Origin of the sequence: Mesorhizobium sp. PUT5, assembly GCF_052216645.1 — a bacterium.
GTDB lineage: Bacteria > Pseudomonadota > Alphaproteobacteria > Rhizobiales > Rhizobiaceae > Mesorhizobium.
Map to the genome: position 1 here is coordinate 1,821,622 of NZ_JBQOSO010000003.1, position 22,399 is coordinate 1,844,020.

At 63.4% G+C, this 22,399-nt stretch carries 20 protein-coding genes, 1 tRNA gene and 3 pseudogenes; 11 read left to right on the forward strand and 13 right to left on the reverse strand.

All coding sequences use genetic code 11. The features are described 5' to 3' along the window. Nucleotides 1-11 precede the first annotated feature (11 nt). Together ACTDI4_RS10260 and ACTDI4_RS10265 are read left to right on the forward strand one after the other, a co-directional pair. Entirely contained in the window at nucleotides 12-950 is a 939-nt protein-coding gene (locus ACTDI4_RS10260; RefSeq protein ID WP_442841056.1) for a carbon-nitrogen hydrolase family protein, read from the forward strand. Nucleotides 951-957: 7 nt separating this feature from the next. Next, nucleotides 958-2,448, forward strand: coding sequence for a sugar ABC transporter ATP-binding protein (locus tag ACTDI4_RS10265; RefSeq protein ID WP_442843323.1), 1,491 nt, complete (start codon nucleotides 958-960; stop codon nucleotides 2,446-2,448). Between the two features lie 35 nt (nucleotides 2,449-2,483). Here the strand turns inward: ACTDI4_RS10265 and ACTDI4_RS10270 are convergent, their stop codons facing one another. Next, complete coding sequence (locus ACTDI4_RS10270) at nucleotides 2,484-3,248, reverse strand: SDR family NAD(P)-dependent oxidoreductase (RefSeq protein WP_442841057.1); 765 nt, start codon at nucleotides 3,246-3,248, stop codon at nucleotides 2,484-2,486. Nucleotides 3,249-3,381: 133 nt separating this feature from the next. On the opposite strand from ACTDI4_RS10270, the gene ACTDI4_RS10275 reads away from it, so the two are divergent. Next, a complete protein-coding gene (locus ACTDI4_RS10275; RefSeq protein WP_442841058.1) occupies nucleotides 3,382-4,122 on the forward strand; it encodes a FadR/GntR family transcriptional regulator in 741 nt (246 codons plus the stop codon). A 188-nt stretch (nucleotides 4,123-4,310) separates the two neighbouring features. Here the strand turns inward: ACTDI4_RS10275 and ACTDI4_RS10280 are convergent. From ACTDI4_RS10280 to ACTDI4_RS10290, 3 genes are all read right to left on the reverse strand, one after another. Continuing rightward, nucleotides 4,311-4,387: transfer RNA gene (locus ACTDI4_RS10280), tRNA-Arg, on the reverse strand. 162 nt (nucleotides 4,388-4,549) lie between these two features. Then, nucleotides 4,550-5,203, reverse strand: a complete 654-nt coding sequence (locus ACTDI4_RS10285; RefSeq protein WP_442841059.1) for a hypothetical protein — start codon at nucleotides 5,201-5,203, stop codon at nucleotides 4,550-4,552. Further along, entirely contained in the window at nucleotides 5,200-5,499 is a 300-nt protein-coding gene (locus tag ACTDI4_RS10290) for a DUF3572 domain-containing protein (protein WP_442841060.1), read from the reverse strand. The genes ACTDI4_RS10285 and ACTDI4_RS10290 overlap by 4 nt, the downstream gene beginning before the upstream one ends. Nucleotides 5,500-5,753: 254 nt before the next feature. Between ACTDI4_RS10290 and ACTDI4_RS10295 the strand changes: the two genes are divergently transcribed. From ACTDI4_RS10295 to ACTDI4_RS10305, 3 genes are all read left to right on the forward strand, one after another. Next, complete coding sequence (locus ACTDI4_RS10295) at nucleotides 5,754-6,110, forward strand: response regulator (protein WP_442843324.1); 357 nt, start codon at nucleotides 5,754-5,756, stop codon at nucleotides 6,108-6,110. Nucleotides 6,111-6,143: 33 nt separating this feature from the next. Continuing rightward, nucleotides 6,144-7,517: a PleD family two-component system response regulator gene (locus ACTDI4_RS10300; RefSeq protein ID WP_442841061.1), complete on the forward strand. Its 1,374-nt coding sequence runs from the start codon at nucleotides 6,144-6,146 to the stop codon at nucleotides 7,515-7,517. Between the two features lie 522 nt (nucleotides 7,518-8,039). After that, nucleotides 8,040-8,612 carry a DnaJ domain-containing protein gene (locus ACTDI4_RS10305; RefSeq protein ID WP_442841062.1) on the forward strand — a complete coding sequence of 191 codons (573 nt, stop codon included), beginning with the start codon at nucleotides 8,040-8,042 and terminating at the stop codon, nucleotides 8,610-8,612. Nucleotides 8,613-8,652: 40 nt separating this feature from the next. Here ACTDI4_RS10305 and ACTDI4_RS10310 read toward each other — a convergent pair whose 3' ends face one another. Beyond that, entirely contained in the window at nucleotides 8,653-10,068 is a 1,416-nt protein-coding gene (locus ACTDI4_RS10310; RefSeq protein ID WP_442841063.1) for a D-alanyl-D-alanine carboxypeptidase, read from the reverse strand. Nucleotides 10,069-10,335: 267 nt separating this feature from the next. Here ACTDI4_RS10310 and ACTDI4_RS10315 point away from each other — a divergent pair, with 267 nt between their 5' ends. The 3 genes from ACTDI4_RS10315 to clpA all read left to right on the forward strand — a co-directional run bounded on the left by ACTDI4_RS10315 (nucleotide 10,336) and on the right by clpA (nucleotide 13,726). Next, nucleotides 10,336-10,665, forward strand: a complete 330-nt coding sequence (locus tag ACTDI4_RS10315) for a phasin family protein (RefSeq protein WP_442841064.1) — start codon at nucleotides 10,336-10,338, stop codon at nucleotides 10,663-10,665. 268 nt (nucleotides 10,666-10,933) lie between these two features. Next, the gene (clpS, locus tag ACTDI4_RS10320) at nucleotides 10,934-11,260 is read left to right on the forward strand and encodes an ATP-dependent Clp protease adapter ClpS (protein WP_442841065.1); all 327 of its coding nucleotides are present in this window, start codon (nucleotides 10,934-10,936) and stop codon (nucleotides 11,258-11,260) included. A 6-nt stretch (nucleotides 11,261-11,266) separates the two neighbouring features. Then, a complete protein-coding gene (gene clpA, locus ACTDI4_RS10325; protein WP_442841066.1) occupies nucleotides 11,267-13,726 on the forward strand; it encodes an ATP-dependent Clp protease ATP-binding subunit ClpA in 2,460 nt (819 codons plus the stop codon). Nucleotides 13,727-13,806: 80 nt separating this feature from the next. Here clpA and ACTDI4_RS10330 read toward each other — a convergent pair. From ACTDI4_RS10330 to ACTDI4_RS10355, 6 genes and pseudogenes are all read right to left on the reverse strand, one after another. After that, nucleotides 13,807-13,971, reverse strand: a pseudogene (locus ACTDI4_RS10330) (JAB domain-containing protein); the annotation flags it as partial. A gap of 271 nt (nucleotides 13,972-14,242) precedes the next feature. Continuing rightward, entirely contained in the window at nucleotides 14,243-14,485 is a 243-nt protein-coding gene (locus tag ACTDI4_RS10335) for a helix-turn-helix domain-containing protein (RefSeq protein ID WP_442843325.1), read from the reverse strand. A gap of 348 nt (nucleotides 14,486-14,833) precedes the next feature. Continuing rightward, on the reverse strand, nucleotides 14,834-15,568 hold the full coding sequence (gene istB / locus ACTDI4_RS10340; RefSeq protein WP_442839287.1) for an IS21-like element helper ATPase IstB: 735 nt from the start codon (nucleotides 15,566-15,568) through the stop codon (nucleotides 14,834-14,836). Next, entirely contained in the window at nucleotides 15,501-17,069 is a 1,569-nt protein-coding gene (gene istA, locus ACTDI4_RS10345) for an IS21 family transposase (protein ID WP_442839288.1), read from the reverse strand. The genes istB (ACTDI4_RS10340) and istA (ACTDI4_RS10345) overlap by 68 nt, the downstream gene beginning before the upstream one ends. 185 nt (nucleotides 17,070-17,254) lie before the next feature. Continuing rightward, entirely contained in the window at nucleotides 17,255-17,992 is a 738-nt protein-coding gene (istB, locus tag ACTDI4_RS10350) for an IS21-like element helper ATPase IstB (protein WP_442841067.1), read from the reverse strand. 11 nt (nucleotides 17,993-18,003) lie between these two features. Continuing rightward, a pseudogene (locus ACTDI4_RS10355) lies at nucleotides 18,004-18,828 on the reverse strand (Mu transposase domain-containing protein); the annotation flags it as partial. Between the two features lie 211 nt (nucleotides 18,829-19,039). Between ACTDI4_RS10355 and ACTDI4_RS10360 the strand changes: the two are divergent. Further along, nucleotides 19,040-20,269, forward strand: coding sequence for an IS110 family transposase (locus ACTDI4_RS10360; RefSeq protein ID WP_442841068.1), 1,230 nt, complete (start codon nucleotides 19,040-19,042; stop codon nucleotides 20,267-20,269). 99 nt (nucleotides 20,270-20,368) lie between these two features. Here ACTDI4_RS10360 and istA (ACTDI4_RS10365) read toward each other — a convergent pair. Together istA (ACTDI4_RS10365) and ACTDI4_RS10370 are read right to left on the reverse strand one after the other, a co-directional pair. Continuing rightward, a pseudogene (gene istA, locus ACTDI4_RS10365) lies at nucleotides 20,369-21,130 on the reverse strand (IS21 family transposase); the annotation flags it as partial. 256 nt (nucleotides 21,131-21,386) lie between these two features. Then, nucleotides 21,387-21,650, reverse strand: a complete 264-nt coding sequence (locus tag ACTDI4_RS10370) for a helix-turn-helix transcriptional regulator (RefSeq protein WP_079445389.1) — start codon at nucleotides 21,648-21,650, stop codon at nucleotides 21,387-21,389. A 172-nt stretch (nucleotides 21,651-21,822) separates the two neighbouring features. On the opposite strand from ACTDI4_RS10370, the gene ACTDI4_RS10375 reads away from it, so the two are divergent. Further along, nucleotides 21,823-22,170: a hypothetical protein gene (locus ACTDI4_RS10375; RefSeq protein WP_442841069.1), complete on the forward strand. Its 348-nt coding sequence runs from the start codon at nucleotides 21,823-21,825 to the stop codon at nucleotides 22,168-22,170. The last annotated feature ends 229 nt before the right edge of the window (nucleotides 22,171-22,399 follow it).

Below are 22,399 nucleotides of genomic sequence, written 5' to 3' on the forward strand. Positions count from 1 at the left end.
GAGTGGGACAGATGAGCAAACCGGTACGTATCGCGACGACTTCGATGGCGACGCTCGAAGCTATCTCGCCGCCCTACAATCTGTCTGAGCCGGATCCGGCCGCGACCCTGGCTCGCGGTCTCGCGTTGATCGATGCGGCGGGCGCGCAGAAGGCGGACCTGGTTTGCCTGCCCGAGACCTTCGCCACGGCCGGTCTGACCAGCCAGCGGAGTGCGGAGTTCGCAGAGGCGGCGGACGGCCCTTCTTTTGCGGCACTGGCCGAACGTGCGCGGGCCAATCGCATCAATGTGGTCGCCGGCGCATTGCAGCGAGAAAACGGCCGAACCTCTAACGTCGCCGTTCTGTTCGGTCGCGATGGGGAGCGGATCGGCACCTATTCCAAGCGCCATCCCACCGAAGGGGAGATCGAGGGTGGTGTCGTTCCCGGTGCATCAGCCGGCGTTTTCGAGACCGACATCGGGCGTGTCGGCCTCGCCATCTGCTTCGACCTCAACTGGCGTGAGTTGTGGACGGAAATGAAGGCGCAAGGCGCCCAACTGGTGTGTTGGATCTCCGCATACGAGGGCGGCTTTCCGTTGCAGGCCTATGCCTGGATGCATGATTTCGTCGTCGTTTCGTCCGTGCAATCCTATTGCGGCAAGATCATCGACCGCACGGGCACTGTCCTGACCACGACCAGCCGCTGGGGGCGGCTGACGAGTTGGGATATCGATCTCGACCAGCGATGGTTCCATACCGACGGACAGGCCGAGAAGATCGTTGCCGTGCAGCAACGCTATGGGGAGCGCGTGCGGGTGGAAACGCGTGGCGAGGAGCATCTGTTTTCCGTGGCGCGCCGCGACCCGGGATTGTCGCTCGATTCTGTGGTGGCGGAACTGGGCCTGGTTCAACTCGACGACTATCTCGACCGCTGTACGCGCGCGCAGCGACGTGTTCGCGAAAGCAGTTGAGGCAGGCATGGGCGAGCAACTGCTTTCCCTCACGGGAATCTCCAAGGGGTTCCCCGGTGTCCAGGCGCTGAGCGATGTTTCCTTCAGCCTGGCGGCGGGAGAAGTGCACGCCCTGATGGGCGAGAACGGAGCCGGAAAATCCACCCTGATAAAAATCCTGTGCGGGGTGCAGCCGCCGGATTCAGGGCAAATTCTGATCGACGGAAAACCGGTCACCGTCGGCAGCCCGGTGGAGGCGCGCGCACTCGGCATCGCGCCGGTGCATCAGGAACTGCATCTCGAACCCTATCTTAGCGTTGCCGAGAACATATTCCTCGGCTGCCAGCCACGCACGCGCTTCGGCACCATAGACTGGAAGGGAATGGTCGCTGCCGCCCGCGGCATTCTGGACGAGCTTGGCGTTGGTCTGGACGCCACGGCGGAGGTCGGGCGGCTGTCGATCGCCGAGCGGCAGGTGGTGGCGATCGCGCGGGCAGTGTCGACGCGTGCGCGCATCATGATCTTCGACGAACCGACGTCATCGCTCACCCGCCGTGAGACCGAACTGCTTCTTTCGCTCATCCGGCGGCTGCGCGGCCAGGGCATTGGCATCGTCTATGTCTCCCATCGCATGGAAGAGATATTCGACCTGTGCGACCGGGTGACCGTGTTCCGCGACGGGCGCTATGTGTCGACCGGCCGCGTTGCCGAAACATCACTCGATCAACTGATCCGGGCGATCGTCGGCCGCGACATCGTCGCATTGCCGATGAAAGCGACAGCCATTCCCGGAAAGACCTTGCTCGACGTCTGTGGCCTGAGCAAGAAGGGCCTGCTGCACGACATTAGCTTCAGCCTGCGCAGCGGCGAGATCGTCGGACTCTCCGGATTGGTCGGCTCTGGCCGAACCGAGCTTGCCCGCACGATTTTCGGGGACATCACCCCCGATAGCGGTGAAATCCTCGTCGACGGGACACCCGTTGCGCGCGGTGGCCCGCGCGCTGCCATCGCCGCCGGCATCGGCCTGGTTCCCGAAGACCGCAAGGACCAGGGGCTGGTCGTCGATCTTTCCGTGATGGCCAATGTCGGCATGCCTTCGCTCGGCGTTCTCGGCCGCTTCGGCGTGCTGAGTCGGCGGCGCGAGCGAAGGCTGGCTGAAGATTACGTCAAGCGCCTCGCCATCCGCACGCCTACCGTCGGCCAGAAGGCGATGTTCCTCAGTGGCGGCAACCAGCAGCGTGTGGTGATCGCCAAATGGCTGGCAACCCGCCCGAAAGTGCTGATCGTCGATGAGCCGACGCGCGGCGTCGACGTGGGCGCGAAGTCCGAGATCCATGCCCTTTTGCGATCGCTGGCGAGCGAGGGCATGGCCATCTTGATGATTTCCTCGGACCTGCCCGAGGTTCTCGCCGTGAGCGACCGCATCCTGGTGATGAACAATGGACGGATTTCGGGCGAACTGTCCGGGGACGCGGTCACGCAGGAACAGGTGATGGGCCATGCCATGGGCGTGGCCTGATAGGCAGCCGCCCTGGCGAGGTTCCGCGCGGGCGTTCAGGGCATGAACTGACCGCCATTGATATGGATGTTCTGTCCAGTGATGTAGCCGCTCATGCTGGGCGAGACGAGATAGAGAAAGGTGCCGACGCAATCCTCCGGCTCGCCGATGCGCCCAAGATGCACCGCCTTGCGCATGGCCTCCATCCGTTCGGGCGGGGTGGCGTCGTGGAACGGGGTGCGGATCACGCCGGGGCTGACGGTGTTGACGCGGATGTTCCTGGGCGCCAGGTCGCGCGCGAGATGGCGGGTCAGATTATGGATGAAAGCCTTTGCCGACGCATACATCATGGAGCCGGCGCCGCCGCCGTCCATGCCGGCGATCGAACCCACATTGACGATGGCACCGCCATTGCGTTTTTCAAGGAAAGGGATTGCAGCCTGGCACGCGGCAATCGCCGAGACGACATTGAGGTCGAACACCTGGTCGATCAGCGTGCGGTCCACCTCCGAAAAGGGCACCCGTCGCACCAGCGAGCCGGCATTGTTGATGAGAATGTCGAGGCCGCCGAGCCGTTCGGCCGCCTCTGCAACGACGCGGGCGGGAACGCCCGGCTGGGTCAGGTCGCCCTGGACCAGTATGGCCTTGCCGCCTGCTGCGGAGATCTCTTCTTGGACGCTGGCGGCGGCGTCGGCACTGGCGTTGTAGTGTACGGCAACGGCCGCACCTCTGCCTGCAAGGCCCTTGGCAACGGCTGCTCCGATACCGGTGCTTGCTCCCGTGACGAGAGCCAGTTTCCCGCCGATATCGTTTCCGTACATGGTCAGCCATCCTCTTTTGTATTATTGTATGATACATACCGTAGACGGTCTTTGCAACCATGCGGCTGGAATCGTATAGATTTGCAATGAGGAACCAGGCAGTCCGGCGTTTGCCACTCGAACAGGGATCACCATGCTGAAGAGCGAAATTCCGGGCCTTGGGCCGATCATTCGGAAAGTGCATCTCAGGTTGGGGGACCAGCTTGGTCTGGCCATCGTTCGGGGCGATTTCCCGGCCGGGGCGCTGCTGCCTTCCGAAGCGAAGTTGTGCGAGATGATGGGCGTCAGCCGCACCGCCATGCGCGAGGCTATCCGCGGACTGGCGGCGAAATCGCTGGTCGAATCCCGCTCCAAGATCGGCACGCGCGTGCTGCCGGCCGAAAATTGGAACCATCTGGATGCCGATGTGCTGCGCTGGCAGCTCGAGGTCACCGACACGGAAGAGTATCTGCGCAAGATGTTCGAACTGCGTCTTGCCACGGAACCGGCCGCAAGCGCGATCGCTGCGCAATCCGGTACGCCGGCCGACCATGCCTGCATTTCGCAGGCCTTCGATGACATGGTTGCCGCCGGCGCCGACAATGCCTTGTGGGTGGAAGCTGACCTCAAGTTCCACAAGGCCATTTATTTGGCCACTCACAACCAGTTCTTCTGGCCGATCGGCAAACTGTTCAATCTGGCGCTCAAGGAAATGTTCACCATCGCAGCGCGCGGCTCCCACCGCGCCCGCGCGGTGGAAGAACATCGGGCGCTCATGCAGGCGATCATCGATGGCCGGTCGGAGGTCGCGCGCGCCTTGTCGCTGAAGATGGTCGAAAACGCTGCCGCCGATATTGTTCTGATCCAGTCAGGCGAGCGGAACGGCAAAAACTGATTGCCCGGGCAGGGCGCGTTCCCCCATTTCGCGATCTGGGCAGCGATGCCCCCGGTGCTTGCCCTGGCGATATTGCGGAGGGAAGGCTATGGCGGAAACAGGATCAACGACCGCCCACCATCGCCGGACCATTCGCCGCTTCAAGCGTAGAAACGGCGGCGTTCGGCGTTCATAGTTCTGTTCTGAAATGGCGCACCCGACAGGATTCGAACCTGTGACCTCTGCCTTCGGAGGGCAGCACTCTATCCAGCTGAGCTACGGGTGCGTCGCGGTCACCTGCCTATCCTAACCGGCATATGCAGGTCAACGGCTTCCAGCGACGGCGAACCGAAAGTTTCCGGTGAGCGGCCGCCCAGTTCCGTGCTTCCGCGGTTGGCAGCGTCGCCGGCGGAGCCGCTGCGGCAGGGCAGGCGGGTCGTTTCGGTGCTTAGAGCCCTAGAGCCTGGACGATGCGCGGGGTGGCCTCATTCCAGTCGTGCACCACATGGATGTCGCTCGGCAGCGGCGGCAGGAAGGCGCGCAGCGAATTGTCCGCCATCAGGTGGAACAGGTGGGCGTCGGCGACCGACTCGCGCACCGAGACGTGGTTCGGCGGCTGATCGTCCACGAAGGCCACGGGGCGATTGCCCTGTCCGCGCAGCTTGGCCACGGCCGGCCCCTTCGCCATCTCGGTGGTGAGCAGGGGAAAATGCAGGCCGAGCGCGTCCAGATGGGCGCGGCGGGTGGCGCGGTGCCTGTGGGGCATGGCGGTCAGCATGACGATCTCGGCGCTGCGGCCGAGCCGGTCCAGCGCGTCCGCCGCGCCGGCGGTGACTTCCTGCCACTGGGCCTGCAGGTGAAAGAACTCGTCAAGCAGCGCCCACACCTGCGCCTGGTCGGCCAGCCTGCCGGTGTCGCGCTCGGCCACGTTGCCGGTCAGCCGGAAGGAGGCCATGGTGAGATTAAAGCCGCGCTCGTCCAGGAAGCGGGGGAAGGGGCGCATGAATTCCAAAAGAACGTCGTCGACGTCCAGCACCAGCAGCGGCCGGTCGTCCAGCGACAATTCCTCGATCTGGCGTGCGGTTTCGGGATCGTTGCTCATATGGAACGCTCGTGTCTGTCGTTGCCCAGCGGCAGGGCGCCGAGCGCCCTGCCGACCGCTTCGGGCGGCGTGGCGGTTTCCTGCGCGAAGCGCATCAGGGTCGGCTCATGCGCCAGGATGAATTGCAGCACGCCGGCCAGGAAGCCGGGTTCAGCCGCGGCCCGGCGGATCGCCGCCGCCTCGATGCCGGTGATCGCCAGGAAGCGGGAGAGCAGTTCCGGATCGGACGCGACGAAGCCGAGCGCCGCGACCGCAACGCCTTCGGCATCCTCCCGCGTGGCCGCTGCCTTTGTCATCGCTACCTTCCTAGTCTACCTTGCCGATCGTGGAACGGCCTTCGAATCGTGCTCCGAAGTAGCCGCATGCGCCGCCTGGGGCAAGTCGGGCATCGCCTGGGGCGCCATACGGGCTTTTCGAACCGCCGGTTTCCATTTCGTCAATGATCTTGACGTAAGGTAGGGCCGGGTTTGGTGCGTTCCACGAGCGGACGCGAGGCGGCCGCTCCTTGCCGATACGCCGCCGGGACGGGAATTCTATGCCGAAGAAGGTCATGATCGTCGAAGACAACGAGCTGAACATGAAGCTCTTTCGCGATCTCATCGAGGCCAGCGGCTACGAAACCGTTCGTACCCGCAACGGGCTGGAGGCGCTGGAGCTGGCCCGCATGCACCGCCCCGATCTCATCCTCATGGACATCCAGTTGCCGGAAGTCTCGGGGCTGGAAGTGACGAAATGGCTGAAGGAAGACGACGAGCTGCATGTCATCCCCGTCATCGCCGTCACCGCCTTCGCCATGAAGGGGGACGAGGAACGCATCCGCCAGGGCGGCTGCGAAGCCTATATCTCCAAGCCGATCTCGGTGCCGCGCTTCATCGAGACGATCAAGTCCTATCTGGGCGATGCCTGACATGGGCGTCGTCCTGACGAGCCGGAGCCGCACATGACAGCCCGAATCCTGGTCGTCGACGACATCCCGGCCAATGTGAAGCTGCTCGAGGTCAGGCTGCTGGCCGAATATTTCGAGGTGCTGACCGCCACCAACGGCCCCGACGCCATCGAGGCCTGCGAAAACGGCAAGGTGGACGTGGTGCTGCTCGACGTGATGATGCCCGACATGGACGGGTTCGAGGTGTGCCGCCGCCTCAAGCGCGATCCCGCCACCGCGCATATTCCGGTGGTGATGGTCACCGCGCTCGACCAGGTGTCCGATCGCGTCCGCGGGCTGGAGGCTGGCGCCGACGACTTCCTCACCAAGCCGGTCAACGACCTGCAACTCATGACGCGGGTGAAGAGCCTGGTGCGGCTGAAGATGCTGACCGACGAGTTGCGCCTGCGCGCCGCGACCACGCGCGACATCGGCATCGAGGAGCTTCTGAGCCGCAGTTTTTCCGGCGGGGACGCGCTGCCGAAGGTGCTGCTGATCGACGAACGCGAGCCGTCCAGCGAGAAGATCCGGAAGATGCTGCGGCAGGCGGCGCAGGTCGACGTGGCCGACGACCCGCATGCCGGCTTTTTCCAGGCCGCCGAGAACGCTTACGAATGCGTTCTGGTGTCCACCGGCTTTTCGGACTTCGATCCGTTGCGCCTGTGCTCGCAGCTTCGCTCGCTGGACCGTACCCGCTTCGTGCCGATCATCCTGCTGGCGGAGCAGGGCGAGGACGAGCGGGTCATCCGCGGGCTCGAACTCGGCATCAACGACTACCTGATCCGTCCGGTCGACCAGCATGAACTGACCGCGCGGCTGCGCACGCAGGTGCGCCGCAAGCACTATAACGACCAGCTTCGCGCCAGCGTCACCCAGACGATCGAGATGGCGGTGACGGACGGGCTGACCGGCCTGCACAACCGCCGCTACCTGGACAGCCATCTGCAGACGCTTTTCGATCGTGCGATGACGCGGCGGCGGCCGCTGTCGGTGATGATAACCGATCTCGATCGCTTCAAGGCGATCAACGACACCTTCGGTCACGACGGCGGCGACGACGTGCTGCGCGAGTTCGCCAGGCGCCTGCGCCAGAATGTCCGCGGCATCGACCTGGCCTGCCGCTATGGCGGCGAGGAGTTCGTGGTGGTGATGCCGGACACGGGCGGCGACGTGGCGCACAAGGTGGCCGAGCGCATCCGCGCCCAGATCGCCGACACGCCCTTCGTCGTGGGGCGCGAAGGCCGAACCGTCCAGGTGACGGTCTCGGTGGGGGTTTCTTCCCTGCTCAAGGGACCCGACAGCGTCGCGGCGCTGATGAAGCGGGCCGACGTGGCTCTCTACGAGGCCAAGACGGGCGGCCGCAACCGCGTGGTGGCCAACGCCGCCTGATGGCGTGCGGCCGATCGCCCTCGCGGGTGACGGTCCGATCCGTGCCGTCAGGGTTAGCGGTTTACCTTAACCCGAGCGATTCGGCGGGGTTGGTTAAGAAACGGTTGATTTCCATAAGCGCTTGCGCAAATGTGCGGGCACCGACGATGGACGGGACCGGCAAGGAGGAGCGCGCCGGCATCCCGTATCGGGTATCCCGCCTCGATGTCCGCGCATGTTTCGGATCGGGACGGTGCCCGAAGAAAGAAACAAGGCCGCGCCGCGATCCTGTCGGAGCGCGCCGCTGCAGATACCCCATGATGCTCAGGTCCGCCGCATCTCCTGGGTCCGTGGGGTCGGCCGGCCGGCACTGGCACATAGTGGCCTCCTCGTACCGCTGCCAGAATGCCGACCGGCCCCCTTTTCCGCGGTCTTCGCAACCGTTCGAACGCTGTCGCGGAAGGTGCCTGCGCGCTGCCCTTCCGGGGCCATTATTGCGGGTATAGTCTATGCGCCGGTAATGGCGTCAGGGCGCAATCATCAATGGCAATACCGATCGCGATCGTCGTTTTGCTGCTTGTGCTGGGCGCGGCGTTCGCCTTTCTGCGCGCCGATCCCGGCAGGCTGGCGGCGCTGCTGCGGCGTTCCGGGGCGCCGCGTCCGCGCCGGCGATCCGTGGTGCGCACGGCAGCCCTCGAAATGGAACTCGACCACGATACCGGCGCGCTGGAAGGACTGGTTCTGGCCGGTCGCCGCGAGGGCAGGAGGCTCGGCTCCATGAAACTGGCGGAGCTGAGGCAGCTTTACGCGGAGCTGCGCGGCGATCCCGAGGCGCGCCAGCTACTGGAGGCGTATCTTGACGGCCGTTTTCCCGCCTGGCGCCGTGACGCTGAGCCGGATGACGGCGAGGGGCTGCGCGTTGCGCCACGTGCGGGCGCCATGACTAAGGAGGAGGCCTACAAGATCCTTGGTCTTGAAGCGGGCGCTGCCGCGGCGGATATCCGCAAGGCGCATCGCCGCCTGATGCAGCGCCTGGGCCCCGATGTCGGCCATGCGTCTTTCCTGGCGGCGAGAATCGACGAAGCCAAGGACGTTCTGCTCTCCACTCACGACTGATCTCCTTCGACGCTGTACTTTCCGGGAGCCTGAGCGCCGCTCACTGCTGAACGGCGTAGCACTGGATCTTCTTCTTCTTCAAAGCGTCGCACGCCTTCCACGCCGCCGCCTTGGTATCGAAGCTGCCGAAGCGGGCGCGATAGTAGGTAACGCCGCTCTTCTGGAAGGACGCGGTGAAGCCCGACGCGTCGGTAAGGGCGGCGCGGGCCTGCTCCGCGACCTTGTCGAGAATGGCCTGGGCGCCCTCCTTGCTGGGTGCGGAGGCGACCTGCACGACCCAGCCGCTCTGCGTCACCGAAGAGGTGGCCACGGGATCGACGGCCGGCTGCTCGGCATAGGCGGTGACGATGGGCGCCGGCTCCTCGGCTTCTGCGGCCGGTGCTGCGGCAGGTGCGGGCGAGGGCGCGGGCAGCGGATGCGATGCCGGAAGCTGGGCTGCGAGCGTTGCCGCCGGCACGACCGGTTCGGAATCGTCGGCCGAGGCCACTTCCTGCTCCCCGGCCGGCCGGCTGTCGGGCGTGGGGGCGTCATGCTTGGGCAGAACCACCTTGGAAAGGGCGACGGCGGCATCGCCGTTGGCGGCACGCCCCACCAGCGGGGCGCTGCCGCCACGCGAGGAGGCTTGCGGCAGGTAGGTGGCGATGAGCTTTGACATCTGCTGGTCGCGGCTCGCGCCGGAGGTCCCGCCCATGACCACCGCCACGAGGCTGCGGTTGCCGTCGACGACGGAGGTGACGAGGTTGAAGCCGGAGGCCCGGGTGAAGCCGGTCTTGATGCCGTCCACGCCCTTGACCCGGCCGAGCAGCCGGTTGTGGCCGTTGATGCGCGTGCGGCCGAACATGAAGGAGCGGGTGGAGAAGTAGCCGTAATATTGCGGGAAATGCTCGCGAAGCGCGATGCCGAGGGTGGCCATGTCGCGGGCGGTCGTGAACTGGCCCGGATTGGGCAGGCCGTTGGCGTTGCGGAAGACGGTGCCGGACATGCCGAGGCTGCGGGCCCTGGCGGTCATCATCCTGGCGAACTGCTCTTCCGAGCCGCCGAGCAATTCCGCGAGGGCGGTCGAGGAATCGTTGGCCGACTTGGTCACCATCGACAGGATGGCGGTCTCCACCGATACCGAGGCGCCTGCGCGCACGCCGAGCTTGGTCGGGGGCTCGGCCGAGGCATTGGCGGAGAAGACCACCGGCGTGGTCTTGCTGATCCTGCCCTTGGCCAGCGCCTCGAAGGTCAGGTACAGCGTCATCATTTTGGTCAGCGACGCGGGATAGCGGCGTCCGTTGGCATCCTGGGAATAGAGCGTCTTGCCGGTTTTGGCGTCCATGACGATCGCGGCATATTGGCCGGCAAGCGAGGCCGTCACATCCGCCGCCGCAAAGCCCAGGGCCAGACAGACGATCATTGCCGCTTTTAGAAAATAGCCGGATTTGAACGCGATGCCCGACGACGCCTGACGCACTGTTTTTTCCTTTGGGATTTTCGTTGCACCTGAGAGGGTGGCAAAGGTCCGACCCTGCTGTCGGGCAAGCTAACGGGGGCAGCGTTACCAATCCGTTTATGGTAACCGCAGCGTTCACCATTTTCCGTGGAATTGATGCAAACTTTCCACGAACGCATCCGCCTTGCAGTGCCCCGAGGTTGCGATTGACTTGTTGTGCAGCGCAACATATATTTTGCGGCATTGCACAAGAGGCGCATGCAGCGCCATCGCCGAAAGGACGCGCAAATGACACAGACCTACGAGGATTTCACCAAGTACGGCAAGGAATTCGCCGACAGCGGCCTGAAGAGCTTCGCATCGCTCTCCAAGGGCACCCAGGCGATCGCGGTCGAAGCCGCCGACTACACCAAGAAGAGCTTCGAGAACGGCAGCCTCTTCATGGAGAAGCTTCTTTCGGCCAAATCGTTCGACAGCGCCGTCGAGATCCAGTCGGATTATGTCAAGCAGTCCTACGAGGCTTTCGTTGCCCAGGCGACGAGGATAGGCGACCTCTACGCCGAGTTGGCCAAGGATGCCTACAAGCCTTTCGAGACGATCGTCGCCAAGGCGCAGTAAGCTTTCGGACGTCCGGATCGCTCAAGGCCAATCGGACAGACCCGGTCGCATCGCGGCCGGGTTTTTTCGTGCCCGGGCCTGCGGCGCCGCCTGGCCGGCGCCGATCCGGCAAAAAAACCGCCGACATTGTCCAGGCGACCATATTGTAAGCCAGATAGAAGGGCTTAAAATCTCCGAGCGAAAACCTACATGTCGGTTCGCAGGGGATTCGACCCAAAGGCAGGACTACGTGACGACCGCCCAATCTGCCACAACTCAGGTGGCACGCATGCAGAACGGCAACGACGGCAACAATACCGGGCGCGGCACAGCCGTCATCACGCGCGCCAAGACCAAGACGAAGAAACCCAGCCTGTACCGGGTGCTTATCCTCAACGACGACTACACTCCGATGGAATTCGTGGTCCACGTGCTGGAGCGCTTTTTCCAGAAGGATCGCGAGGCTGCGACGCGCATCATGCTTCATGTCCATAACCACGGCGTGGGCGAGTGTGGAATTTACACCTACGAAGTGGCCGAGACCAAAGTGTCCCAGGTCATGGATTTCGCCAGACAGAACCAGCATCCGCTGCAATGCGTGATGGAGAAGAAGTGAGGTAAGATGCCGGCTTTCTCCCAAGGCCTCGAAAAGGCGCTGCACCAGGCACTGACGCTCGCCAATGAACGTCATCACGAATACGCGACGCTGGAGCACCTCCTGCTCGCGCTGATCGACGACAACGAGGCGGCCGCCGTGATGCGCGCCTGCAACGTCGATCTCGACGAGTTGCGCCAGACTGTCCTCAACTACATCGACACCGAGCTGGACAACCTCGTCACCGGCTACGACGAGGATTCCAAGCCGACAGCCGGCTTCCAGCGCGTCATCCAGCGCGCCGTGATCCACGTCCAGTCCTCCGGCCGGGAGGAAGTCTCCGGCGCCAACGTGCTCGTGGCCATCTTTGCCGAGCGCGAGAGCCATGCCGCCTATTTCCTGCAGGAACAGCAGATGACCCGCTACGACGCGGTCAACTACATCAGCCACGGCATTGCCAAGCGGCCCGGCGCGTCCGAGAACCGCACCCCGCGCGGCGCCGAGGATGAGCAGGGCGGCCCCGCTGGCGACCAGCAGGAGGATTCGGGCAAGAAGAAGCAGCAGGACGCCCTGACGGCCTACTGCGTGAACCTCAACGTCAAGGCCAGGGCCGGCAAGATCGACCCCCTGATCGGCCGCGAGCCGGAGATCAACCGCACCATCCAGGTGCTGTGCCGCCGCTCCAAGAACAACCCGCTCTATGTCGGCGATCCCGGCGTGGGCAAGACGGCGATCGCCGAGGGGCTGGCCAAGCGCATCGTGGAAGGCGATGTGCCGGACGTGCTGGCCGATGCCACCATCTTCGCGCTCGACATGGGCACGCTGCTGGCCGGCACGCGCTACCGCGGCGATTTCGAGGAGCGCCTGAAGCAGGTCGTCAAGGAACTGGAGGATTATCCCGGCGCCGTCCTGTTCATCGACGAGATCCATACGGTGATCGGGGCCGGGGCCACCTCCGGTGGCGCCATGGATGCCTCCAACCTGCTGAAGCCGGCGCTTTCCTCCGGCGCGATTCGCTGCATCGGTTCAACCACCTACAAGGAGTTCCGGCAGTTCTTCGAGAAGGACCGCGCGCTAGTGCGGCGCTTCCAGAAGATCGATGTCAACGAGCCGACCGTCGAGGACGCCATCGAGATCATGAAGGGGCTGAAGCCCTATTTCGAGGACTTCCACAAGGTCAAGTACACGGCCGACGCCATCAAGGCCTCGGTGGAGCTCTCGGCCCGCTACATCAGCGACCGCAAGCTGCCGGACAAGGCCATCGACGTGATCGACGAGACCGGCGCCTCGCAGATGCTGCTGCCCGAGAGCAAGCGCAAGAAGACGATCGGCATCAAGGAGATCGAGGCCACCATAGCCACGATGGCGCGCATTCCGCCCAAGACCGTCTCGGCCGACGACGAGAAGGTGCTGGCCGGCCTCGACGTGGAGCTGAAGCGCGTCGTCTACGGTCAGGACACTGCGATCACCGCGCTCACCTCGGCGATCAAGCTGGCGCGCGCCGGCCTGCGCGAGCCGGAGAAGCCGATCGGCTGCTATCTGTTCTCCGGCCCCACCGGCGTCGGCAAAACCGAGGTCGCCAAGCAGCTTGCCGCCTCGCTGGGTGTCGAGCTGCTGCGCTTCGACATGTCCGAATATATGGAGCGTCACACCGTCTCGCGGCTGATCGGCGCGCCTCCCGGCTATGTCGGATTCGACCAGGGCGGCCTGCTGACCGACGGCGTCGACCAGCATCCGCATTGCGTGCTCCTGCTCGACGAGGTGGAAAAGGCGCATCCCGACCTGTTCAACATCCTGTTGCAGGTGATGGACCATGGCAAGCTGACCGACCACAACGGCAAGTCCATCGACTTCCGCAACGTCATCCTGATCATGACCACCAATGCGGGCGCCTCCGACATGCAGCGCGCGGCGATCGGCTTCGGCTCCACCAAGCGCGAGGGCGACGACGTGGAGGCGATCAACCGCCTGTTCACGCCCGAGTTCCGCAACCGGCTGGACGCCATCATCCCGTTCGGCTCGCTGCCGGTTCCGGTGGTGCATCAGGTGGTGCAGAAGTTCGTCATGCAGCTCGAGGCCCAGCTCGCCGACCGCGGGGTCACCTTCGAGCTGTCTCCGGAGGCCGTGGCCTGGCTGGCGGAGAAGGGCTACGACGAGCGCATGGGCGCGCGTCCGCTGGGCCGCGTCATCCAGGAGCACATCAAGAAGCCGCTGGCCGACGAGGTCTTGTTCGGCAAGCTGAAGAAGGGCGGCACGGTGCGCGTCACCGTCGAGAAGAAGGAAACCGGCGAGCCGGGCCTGAAGCTCGAATCGCTGGCCGACGAGGCGCCGGTGAAGCCGAAGAAGGAGCCGGAGGAACGGCCCCGGATCCGCAAGGCGACGGCCCGGAAGCCTGCGGTGAAGAAGGCCGCAGTGCAAAGGCAGGAGCCGAAGGGCAAGGATGGAGCCAAGCGCAGCCTGGTGCCGCAACTGCCGCGCAAGAGCTGACGCCGCCTGCCGAAACCGATCGAAAAAGCCCCGGAAGCGGGGCTTTTTCTTTGGGCGGCGCCCCGCCGCCGGGGTGGCAATCAGATCAGGGCAAGCCCCTTCATCGAGGCGTGGCCCTTCTTGCCGATGATGATGTGGTCGTGGACGGTTATTCCGAGCCGCTTGCCCGCCTCGATGATCTCCTTCGTCATCTCGATGTCGGCGCGCGACGGCGTGGGATCGCCGGACGGGTGGTTGTGCACCAACCTGTGAAATTAAGAAAATTGTTATATTTCAATATGATATATAACGGCGCAAATGAGGTGGTGCCGGTATCTGGTGTCTGTAACTCGCGCCAACTCGGGACAATCCCGGTGTAACCCGGACAACCCCTCAAGTGCCCGCATTCGCATGCTGCTGCACGAACTCCACATCAATCTATCCCATTTTAAGCGAGCACCGATCAGAACAGGAGCTGACCCTGATCGACAATGTGCAAACCGCATCCATCGTCAATCGAAGGCCAGCCCTGTTCATTCAGTCCACTTCTCCCTCGGTGTCGTTGGCGCCGAAGGATGCAGTTGATATGCGCTTACAGGAAACTAGGTTTGAACGATCCCATCGCTCCAACTCCTCGATCGGGTATAGGATCGCTTTACCGATTTTGACGAATGACGGACCAATTCTCTTCGATCGCCAGTTGCGTAGCGTACCCTCGCTAACCTGGTTGCGATAACGCTCGACGACCTCTTCTAGGGTCAAATAGGCAGGAACAGACACAATTTCTCCATAGCTCCAGTAATTGTGCAACGGCCTGCTGCACAAATGTGTATGAGGCGGATGAGCAGGATTGACCTCGCTGCGCTTGACGCTGGACAATTCCGTGATCACGCTGGTTATCGGGGAGTCCGACATCGGACTCGAGGCTCGCGGCTGCTTCTCGACGGAGTGACCGCGAGCCCGATCGGAGCTTAGGCTGTCAATGACCGTGGAATCGGGACCCTGTATTTTCGTGCAAAAGGGACCCCGGTTTTGGGGTTGATGAAGGGCACGGCGGTTAGCGCCCGATCAGGCGAAGCTGGTCGGGGTTGCACAGCCTGATCGGGTGCGGTTCGTTGGTTTTTGGCTTTAGCTTTGAGAGCGGCTCTTGAAGCGCCAGGATTCGTTTCCGGTCTCGACGATCTCGCAGTGATGCGTCAGGCGATCGAGCAGCGCAGTGGTCATCTTGGCGTCGCCGAAGACGGTGGGCCATTCGCCGAACGCCAGATTGGTGGTGATGATGACGCTGGTGCGCTCGTAGAGTTTCGAGACGAGATGGAAGAGCAACTGCCCGCCGGCCTGGGCGAAGGGCAGATAGCCCAGTTCATCGAGCACGACGAAGTCGAGCCGGGTCAGGTGATCGGCAATGCGCCCCTGGCGGCCGGCACGGGTCTCGGTCTCCAGCCTGTTGACCAGGTCGACGACATTGAAGAAGCGGCCGCGCGCGCCGTTGCGGATAAGCGCCCGGGCAATGGCGATGGCTAGATGGGATTTGCCCGTGCCGGTGCCGCCGACCAGGACGACGTTACGCTGATCGGCGACAAAGGCTCCGCCGGCAAGATCGCGGATCAGGCTCTCGTTGACGGGCGTGCCGGTGAAGTCGAAGTCATCGACGTCCTTGGCCAATGGCAGCTTGGCGACGGTGAGCTGGTATTTGATGGAGCGGGCCTGCTTCTCCGATATCTCGGCCTGCAGCAGATCGCCGACGATCTTCGGAGGTTCGTGCTGCCGCTTGATGGCGACGCCCATGATCTCGTCATAGGCTGATCGCATCCCGTAGAGCTTCAGCGTGCCCATCAGTTCCAGAACCTCGGTGCGTTCCATGATTATCTGCTCTCCTTAGACGGTCATAGCGGGCGCAGTCGGCGATCGGCTCGTGAGCCAGCTTCAGCGCCTGGGGAATGGAAAGGATCGTGCCCGGCGCCGGGTCGCGGCGGCGGGCCAGGATGTTGAGGATCACCGCCGCCGACGAGACGCCGTGATCGAGCGCCTCCTGACAGGCCGCCTCGACCGCGTTCAATCCGTCGCTCAGCACACAGGTGAGGATCGACACCATCTGCCGGTCGCCGTCATCGGCGGCCTTGAGCTTGCGGCGCACCTTCTCCATGGCCGACGGCAGAACCCAATTCTTGAACGGTGCGCCGTTGCGCAGTCCACCGGGCTTGCGGGCCAGCACCGGGACGTAATGCCAAGGGTCGTAGATCACCTCGTTGCGGCCGAAGCAGCGGGCATGTTCGCCCACGACCACGCCGTCCTGGCGGATGACGATCCGATCGGCATAGGCATGGATCTCGACCGGCCGGCCGACGGCGCTCGACAGCACCGAGTATTTGTTGTTGTCGAAGCGCACCGTGCAGGTCTTCGACACCGAGGCGGGAATGCAGTGGAAGCCGTCGAAGCGCCCGGCATAGGGGATGAAGCTGCCGCGCTCCTCCTCGAACACCTCCCAGATCGTGCGGCCGTCCTGTTCGGGGTGCCGGTGCGCCTTGGCGTAGGAGACGCATTTGTCGGCCAGCCAGCCGTTCAGGTCCTCCAGCGTCTTGAAGCGCAGCCGCGGCGTGAAGAAGCGCTCGCGCACCAGCCCGACCTGGTTCTCGACCTGGCCCTTCTCCCAACCCGACGCCGGCGTGCAAGCTTCCGGTTCGACAAGGTAATGTCCGCACATCTGCGCGAAGCGGCGGTTGTAGCGGCGATCCTTGCCGATGAAGATCGCGTCCACCGCCGTCTTCATGTTGTCGTAGATGCCGCGCGTGCAGGTTCCGCGGAAGAAGGCGAAGGCCCGATCATGGGCGTCGAACACCATCTCCTGCGTCTCGCGCGGATACGCCCGAACAAAGAACATGCGGCTATGACAGAGCCGCATGTGCGCCACCTTCACCGTAACCGTCACGCCGTCCAGCAGGACGACCTCGTGACTCCAGTCGAACTGATAGGCTTCGCCGGGCGCAAAGCTCAGCGGGATATAGGCCTCGGCCGCGGCGCTGCCGCGTTGCTCTTCCCAATCCTGCGCATGCCGCCACACTGAGCTGTAGCTGCCGTCATAGCCGAGGCCGCGAAGCTCCTCGAAGATCCGGATCAGCGTCAGCCGTTCCCGCTGCGGCTTCGCTGCATTCGCCGACAGGAGCCCGTCCAGCTTCTCGCGCCAGGCCCCCATGCGAGGATAGGACTGATGCTTGCGCTCGTACCGGAACTCCGTCTCGTCCGAGCGCAGCACCTTGCGGACCACTTTCCGCGAGATCTTCAGCTCCCGGCAGATCGCCTTGATCGACTTCCCCTGCACCAGCGACAGCCGGCGTATCTTTGCAATCGTCTCCACAACCAACATCCAAAACACAAATGCCTCCGATCAAACCGGAGGCACTTTGATGACCCCACGTTAAGGGGTTGCCGATTCCGAGGAAGCCGCCCCTTCATTCCGATTTGATCTCGCCCCCGGATTCCGAGATGATCTCGCCCCTAGGGACCGGGCTATGCTGGCAGTGATTGTTGTCATTTCGTCGAGCGCTTGTGTCAAGTCTTTCGCTGCTGGTCTCGGCGCAGGCTTTCTCCGGTCAGATCGATACGATGGGCATTGTGGACGAGCCGGTCGAGAATGGCGTCGGCATAGGTCGGGTTGCCGATTACGTCGTGCCATGCCGACACGGGTAGCTGGCTGGTGATGATGGTGGAGCGCCGCCCGTAGCGATCTTCGAGGATTTCGAGGAGATCGTGACGGGCCTGATCGTCGAGGGGTTCAAGGCCCCAATCATCGAGGATCAGCAATTGTACGCTGCCGAGCTTGCGCAGCAGGCGTGGGTAGCGGCCATCACCGCGCGCCAGCGCCAGGGATGCGAACAGTCTGGGCACACGCTGGTAGAGAACGGAGCGGTCGTCGCGGCAAGCCTTGTGGCCAAGCGCGCAGGCGAGCCAACTCTTGCCGACGCCCGCCGGGCCGCAGATCGCCAGATTGTCGTGGGCATCGATCCAGTCGCCGGCGATGAGCTTGAGGAACAGGGCCCGATCAAGACCGCGCTCACTGCGATAGTCGACATCCTCGGGGGCGGCCTGGTGACGCAGCTTTGCAAAGCGCAGGCGGCCCGCGAGCTTGCGATCGTAGCGCCAGCTCCATTCCCGGTCGAGCAGCAGACCCAGCCACTCGATATGGCTGAGCTGTTCGGCCTCGGCATTGGCGGTGAGTTCGTCGAATGCCCGGGCCATGCCGGTGAAGCCCATGGCGTTCAGGCGATCGAGGGTGGGATGTGCAAGCATGCCTTTCTCCTTCAGTGGTAATAGCGGGAACCGCGGATATTGGGGTGGTCGATGGGCTTGGCCGACGCCGTCCGCGGGGCGGTCGTCCGGTCGAGATGGTTGTCCAGGATGGAGCGGACCGAGCCGTAGGTCCGCGCGCCGATCTCAAGCGCGCGGCCGCAGGCGGCGTTGACCCTTTCCCGGCCAAAGCCCCTGGCCAGGCGGATGATGCCCAGACAGGCGCGGAAGCCCTGCTCGGGATGCGGCCGGTCGGCCAGTATCTTCTCGCACAGGAGCGCCGCGTCAGAACCGATCGCCGAGGCCTCGCGGCTGATCCGCTCGATCGTCCAGTCGGCGAAGCGGCGGTGCGACGACGGCATATGCTCGGGGACGGTGGTATGCCGGCCATTGCCGCTGGAGCGCATATGGGCGGCGATCCGCTCGCCCTTGCGGAACAGCTCGACGGTGCTCGCCGTGATGCGGGCCTCGATCTGCTCGCGCGCGAAGCGCCAGGGAACGGAGTAATAATGCCGATCGATCTCGACATGGTAGTCGAGGCCGGCACGCCGGATCCGCCATTCGGCGAAGACATAGCGTTCCGCCGGCAGCGGCCGGAGTGCCGGGCGGTCGATCTGCTCGAACAATTGCCGCCGCGTGCGCCCGACACGGCGCAGCACCCGGCGATCATTCAGATCGACGAGCAGATCGCCGATCGCCGCATTGACCTCGGCCAGACTGTAAAAGACGCGATGGCGTAGCCGACCCAGAAGCCAGCGCTCGACAATGCGCACCGCCGCCTCGACCTTTGCCTTATCTGGCATGATCGCGCTGACGCCTCGATATCTTTGCCGCACTTCGGTGGCAGGCGCTATGGTGAGACCATTCGGGATGTGGGGCGTCGGGAGCACGCGAGTGCGGGCAGGCCGAGCGAAAGACATGGGCTGCGAGCCCGAGCCTTTATATGGTCGCCCCTGCGGCTTACCCGAATGCGCTGCGAGCGCGGATCCGTAGTTGCCGTGTAGCCCGCCAGCTCCTGAGAAGAGGGATGACATAGCGAAAGGGGTAGATATGCGCATCATCGGCATGGATATCCACCGCGTCTTCGCCGAAGCGGTGGCCCTTGAAGATGGAGAAATCAAGCGACTTGGCCGGATCGGCATGACGCGGGAGCATCTGGAAGACTTTGCCAGAACACTTCTGCCGTCGGATCATGTCGTGGTGGAAGCGACCGGCAATGCGACCGCGGTTGTGGAGATCCTCGCTCCGCGCGTGGCAAGGGTGGCCGTGGCAAATCCGTTGCAGGTCCATCTGATCGCCAAGGCGAAGATCAAGACCGACGCGATCGACGCGCGCGTCCTGGCGCAACTCTATGCCGCAGGTTTCCTGCCCGAGGTCTGGATTCCCGATGGCGCAACCTTGGCTCGCCGACGTCAGGTGACGCGCCGAACGCAACTTGTCCGGCAACGGACCCGTCTAAAATCGATCGTCCAGTCGATCCTGCACGCGAACCTGATTCCACCCTGCCCATTTGCCGATCTCTTCGGCGGCAAGGGGCGGATCTGGCTGCGGGCCCAGTATCTACCGGACGACGAGCGGGAGGCCATTGAACGGCACGTCGAGGAATACGACCGCCAGTCCGATGCACTCAAGGGAGTGGAGCGTGACATTGCACGCGCCGCCTTGTCCGATCCGAACGTGACACGATTGATGACGATCCCGGGCATCGACATGGTGGTTGCTGTCGGATTGATGGCGGCGATCGGCAAAATCGAACGTTTTGACAACCCCGACAAGCTGGTCGCCTATATAGGTCTCAATCCAAGCGTCCATCAATCCGGTGAGGGACCGGCCCATTATGGTCGGATCACCAAACGCGGACGCGCAAATGCCCGCCATCTACTGGTCGAGGCGGCCTGGCAGACCGTTCGAAGCCCCGGGCCGCTACACGCTTTCTACGAGCGCGTGCGGGGCAAACGCGGCAATCACATTGCCGCAGTTGCGGTCGCCCGCAAGCTGGCGGTGATCATCTGGCATCTGCTGACGAGAGGTGAAGATTACAGCTGGGTCCGCCCCTCGCTACACGCCAAGAAACTTCGCGACCTCGAACTGCGCGCCGGACATCCGCCGCGACGCGGCCAGAAAGGCGCCGGCTACGACTACAACATCACGCAACGTCGCCGGGAGGAGCGCAACCGCGCTCAGCAGGCCGAAGGCGCATATCGGCGAATGACGGCCGGATGGCGACAAAGAGGGCCCCGCTCAAAACCCACGGACGCCACAAATGAGGAGCGACAATGATCAGGCTGCGCCGCAGGGCTTGAACCTCATGCCCTGCCGTTCACCACGTGGTCGCCCGTGGGCCTGAAGAAAATATCACAGATTCCGTCAAAAGGGCTATTCGATCTCATCCGTGTCTCGGGGACGGCGCGGTCGGGTCGGCAGCACCGAACTGCCGTAATGCGCCGCCATCCCGGCATAGGTGCGGTTGACCTGCGGATCGTAACGGCAGGCCTTGATCACCGCCACCTTGGCATTGTCGGGAATGAACAGAGCCGGCGCGCCGCCGAAGCTCTCCAGCGCATTGACGTGGCAGCCGATCCAGTCCGGCAGCGTCTCGCTCCAGCGCGCCTCGGCATAGGACAGGCTCGATGCGCCGAGCACCGCCACGAACAGATGCGCAGCACGCATTTTGCCCGTCAGCCGATCTATGACCACCATCACCGTGTCGCCGGCATAGTCGACGAACAGCTTCTCGCCGGCGGCATGGTTCTGCCGCATCGTTACCGGCAGGTTTGCCGCCCACCCCCTGTAGAGGTCACAAAAACGGCTATAGCGGTAGCCGTCGGGATGGAGCGCGATGTATTCGTCCCACAGGATCTGCAGCGTCACATGCTTGCGCTTCAGCTCGCGATGGATCTCGGCCCAGTCCGGCTCGACGCTACGGCGGTGTCCTGTCTTCTTTCCGGATGCCTTATAGAGCGCCGCCTCCAGAACCGTGTCCGTGACCTCCTCGCCAAGCGGCCAGGTCAATCCGGCAGTCGCAGCGCGCCGGAGCGTCTCGCGCACCGTCGAAGGTGCAGCGCCCACCCGGTACGAGATCGCCTTGTGGCCAAGGCCTTCCTCAAATCGGTATCGCAAAATCTCGCGGACACGCCGCATCGCCAATCTCTCCGCCGGCATCTCGTTCCTTCCCTCGGACAAGCCAAAGAAGGAACTTTCACCAGCAGAGCGCCCGGCCCAAACGCCGCATCCAAGGGGGCGGCTTCATCTCGGAATCAGGGGGCGACTATTTCTCGGAACGAGGGGGCGGCATCATTTCGGGATCGGGGGGCGACATCCCTCGGAATTTGCAAGGGGTCCCGTTTGGACGAAAATTACCCCTCAAACAGGGTCCTCATTCCACGAAAAATCACACTTAGGCCTTTCGGCGAGCTGCCTGATGTTGTGGCGCAGCCGGTCGGACCGTTTTGCTATTCGGATCGGACGTTGAACTCACTGTCCCCGAATCCGCCCATTGTTGCAGGTCGGCGAGCGCATAGACGACCCGACCGCCGAGCTTGCGGTAGATCGGGCCTGTTCCATAAGTCCGATGCTTCTCTAGTGTTCGCGGCGACAGTCCGAGGAACATTGCGGCCTCGCGGGTACGAAGATAACGCGGCGGAATGACGGGTGGCTGCATATCGATAACTCCTTTGTTTCGCGGGCCGGAACGGCCTGCGACCAGGTGGTTTTACGATTTCACTGGAAAGAACTGTCCGCTGGCGAAGTGTCGAGTGCAGCTGCTCACGCTTCAATTTAATTGTTTCATCCCCTCTTCAGCGGAGCTAAAGAGACGAGAACCATGGAGGCGGATGTTCCCGTTCTTCGATAAAAGCGATTTTGCAGGCGTTCCAAGCCAGCGCTCCAAGCGACCGATCAAGGAATTTGAAGCCGCCATTGATCGCGCGGTTGGAGGGCTGGTGAGAGCCGATGGTGCATGTGGCGTCGATCTCTGGTCGGCGTTGGCCAACGTTCGATGGCATGCATCGAATGGGGCCGTTGTTTCCTACTCTTTTCGAGAAGCGGCCACACTTGTCGCCTGGGTACGTGAAGAGGGTGACTACATCTTGTGGTATTGCAGTGGACCTCCGGGCGTGGTGGCGCCATGGATCGGTGAAGCAATGGCCGTTGAAGGCTGGAGTTGGACCGCTTCCGACTGATCGCGCTCTTCGCTGGCGAGGAATCATTCTCCCGCGCGATACCGTGCTCCGGTCCGGGGCAGGTAGAGGTGATTAAGCCGCGCTGAATATTCAATTGAGAACCCGCGGACCAGTGCGAGCGTGCGGAATTATACGCTAAGAGGTATTTATCTGCGTTATACGTTATGACGTATATAGGTATTTATTCTCTGAAGCGTATATTGACATTTATCCTCTAGAGCGTATACAG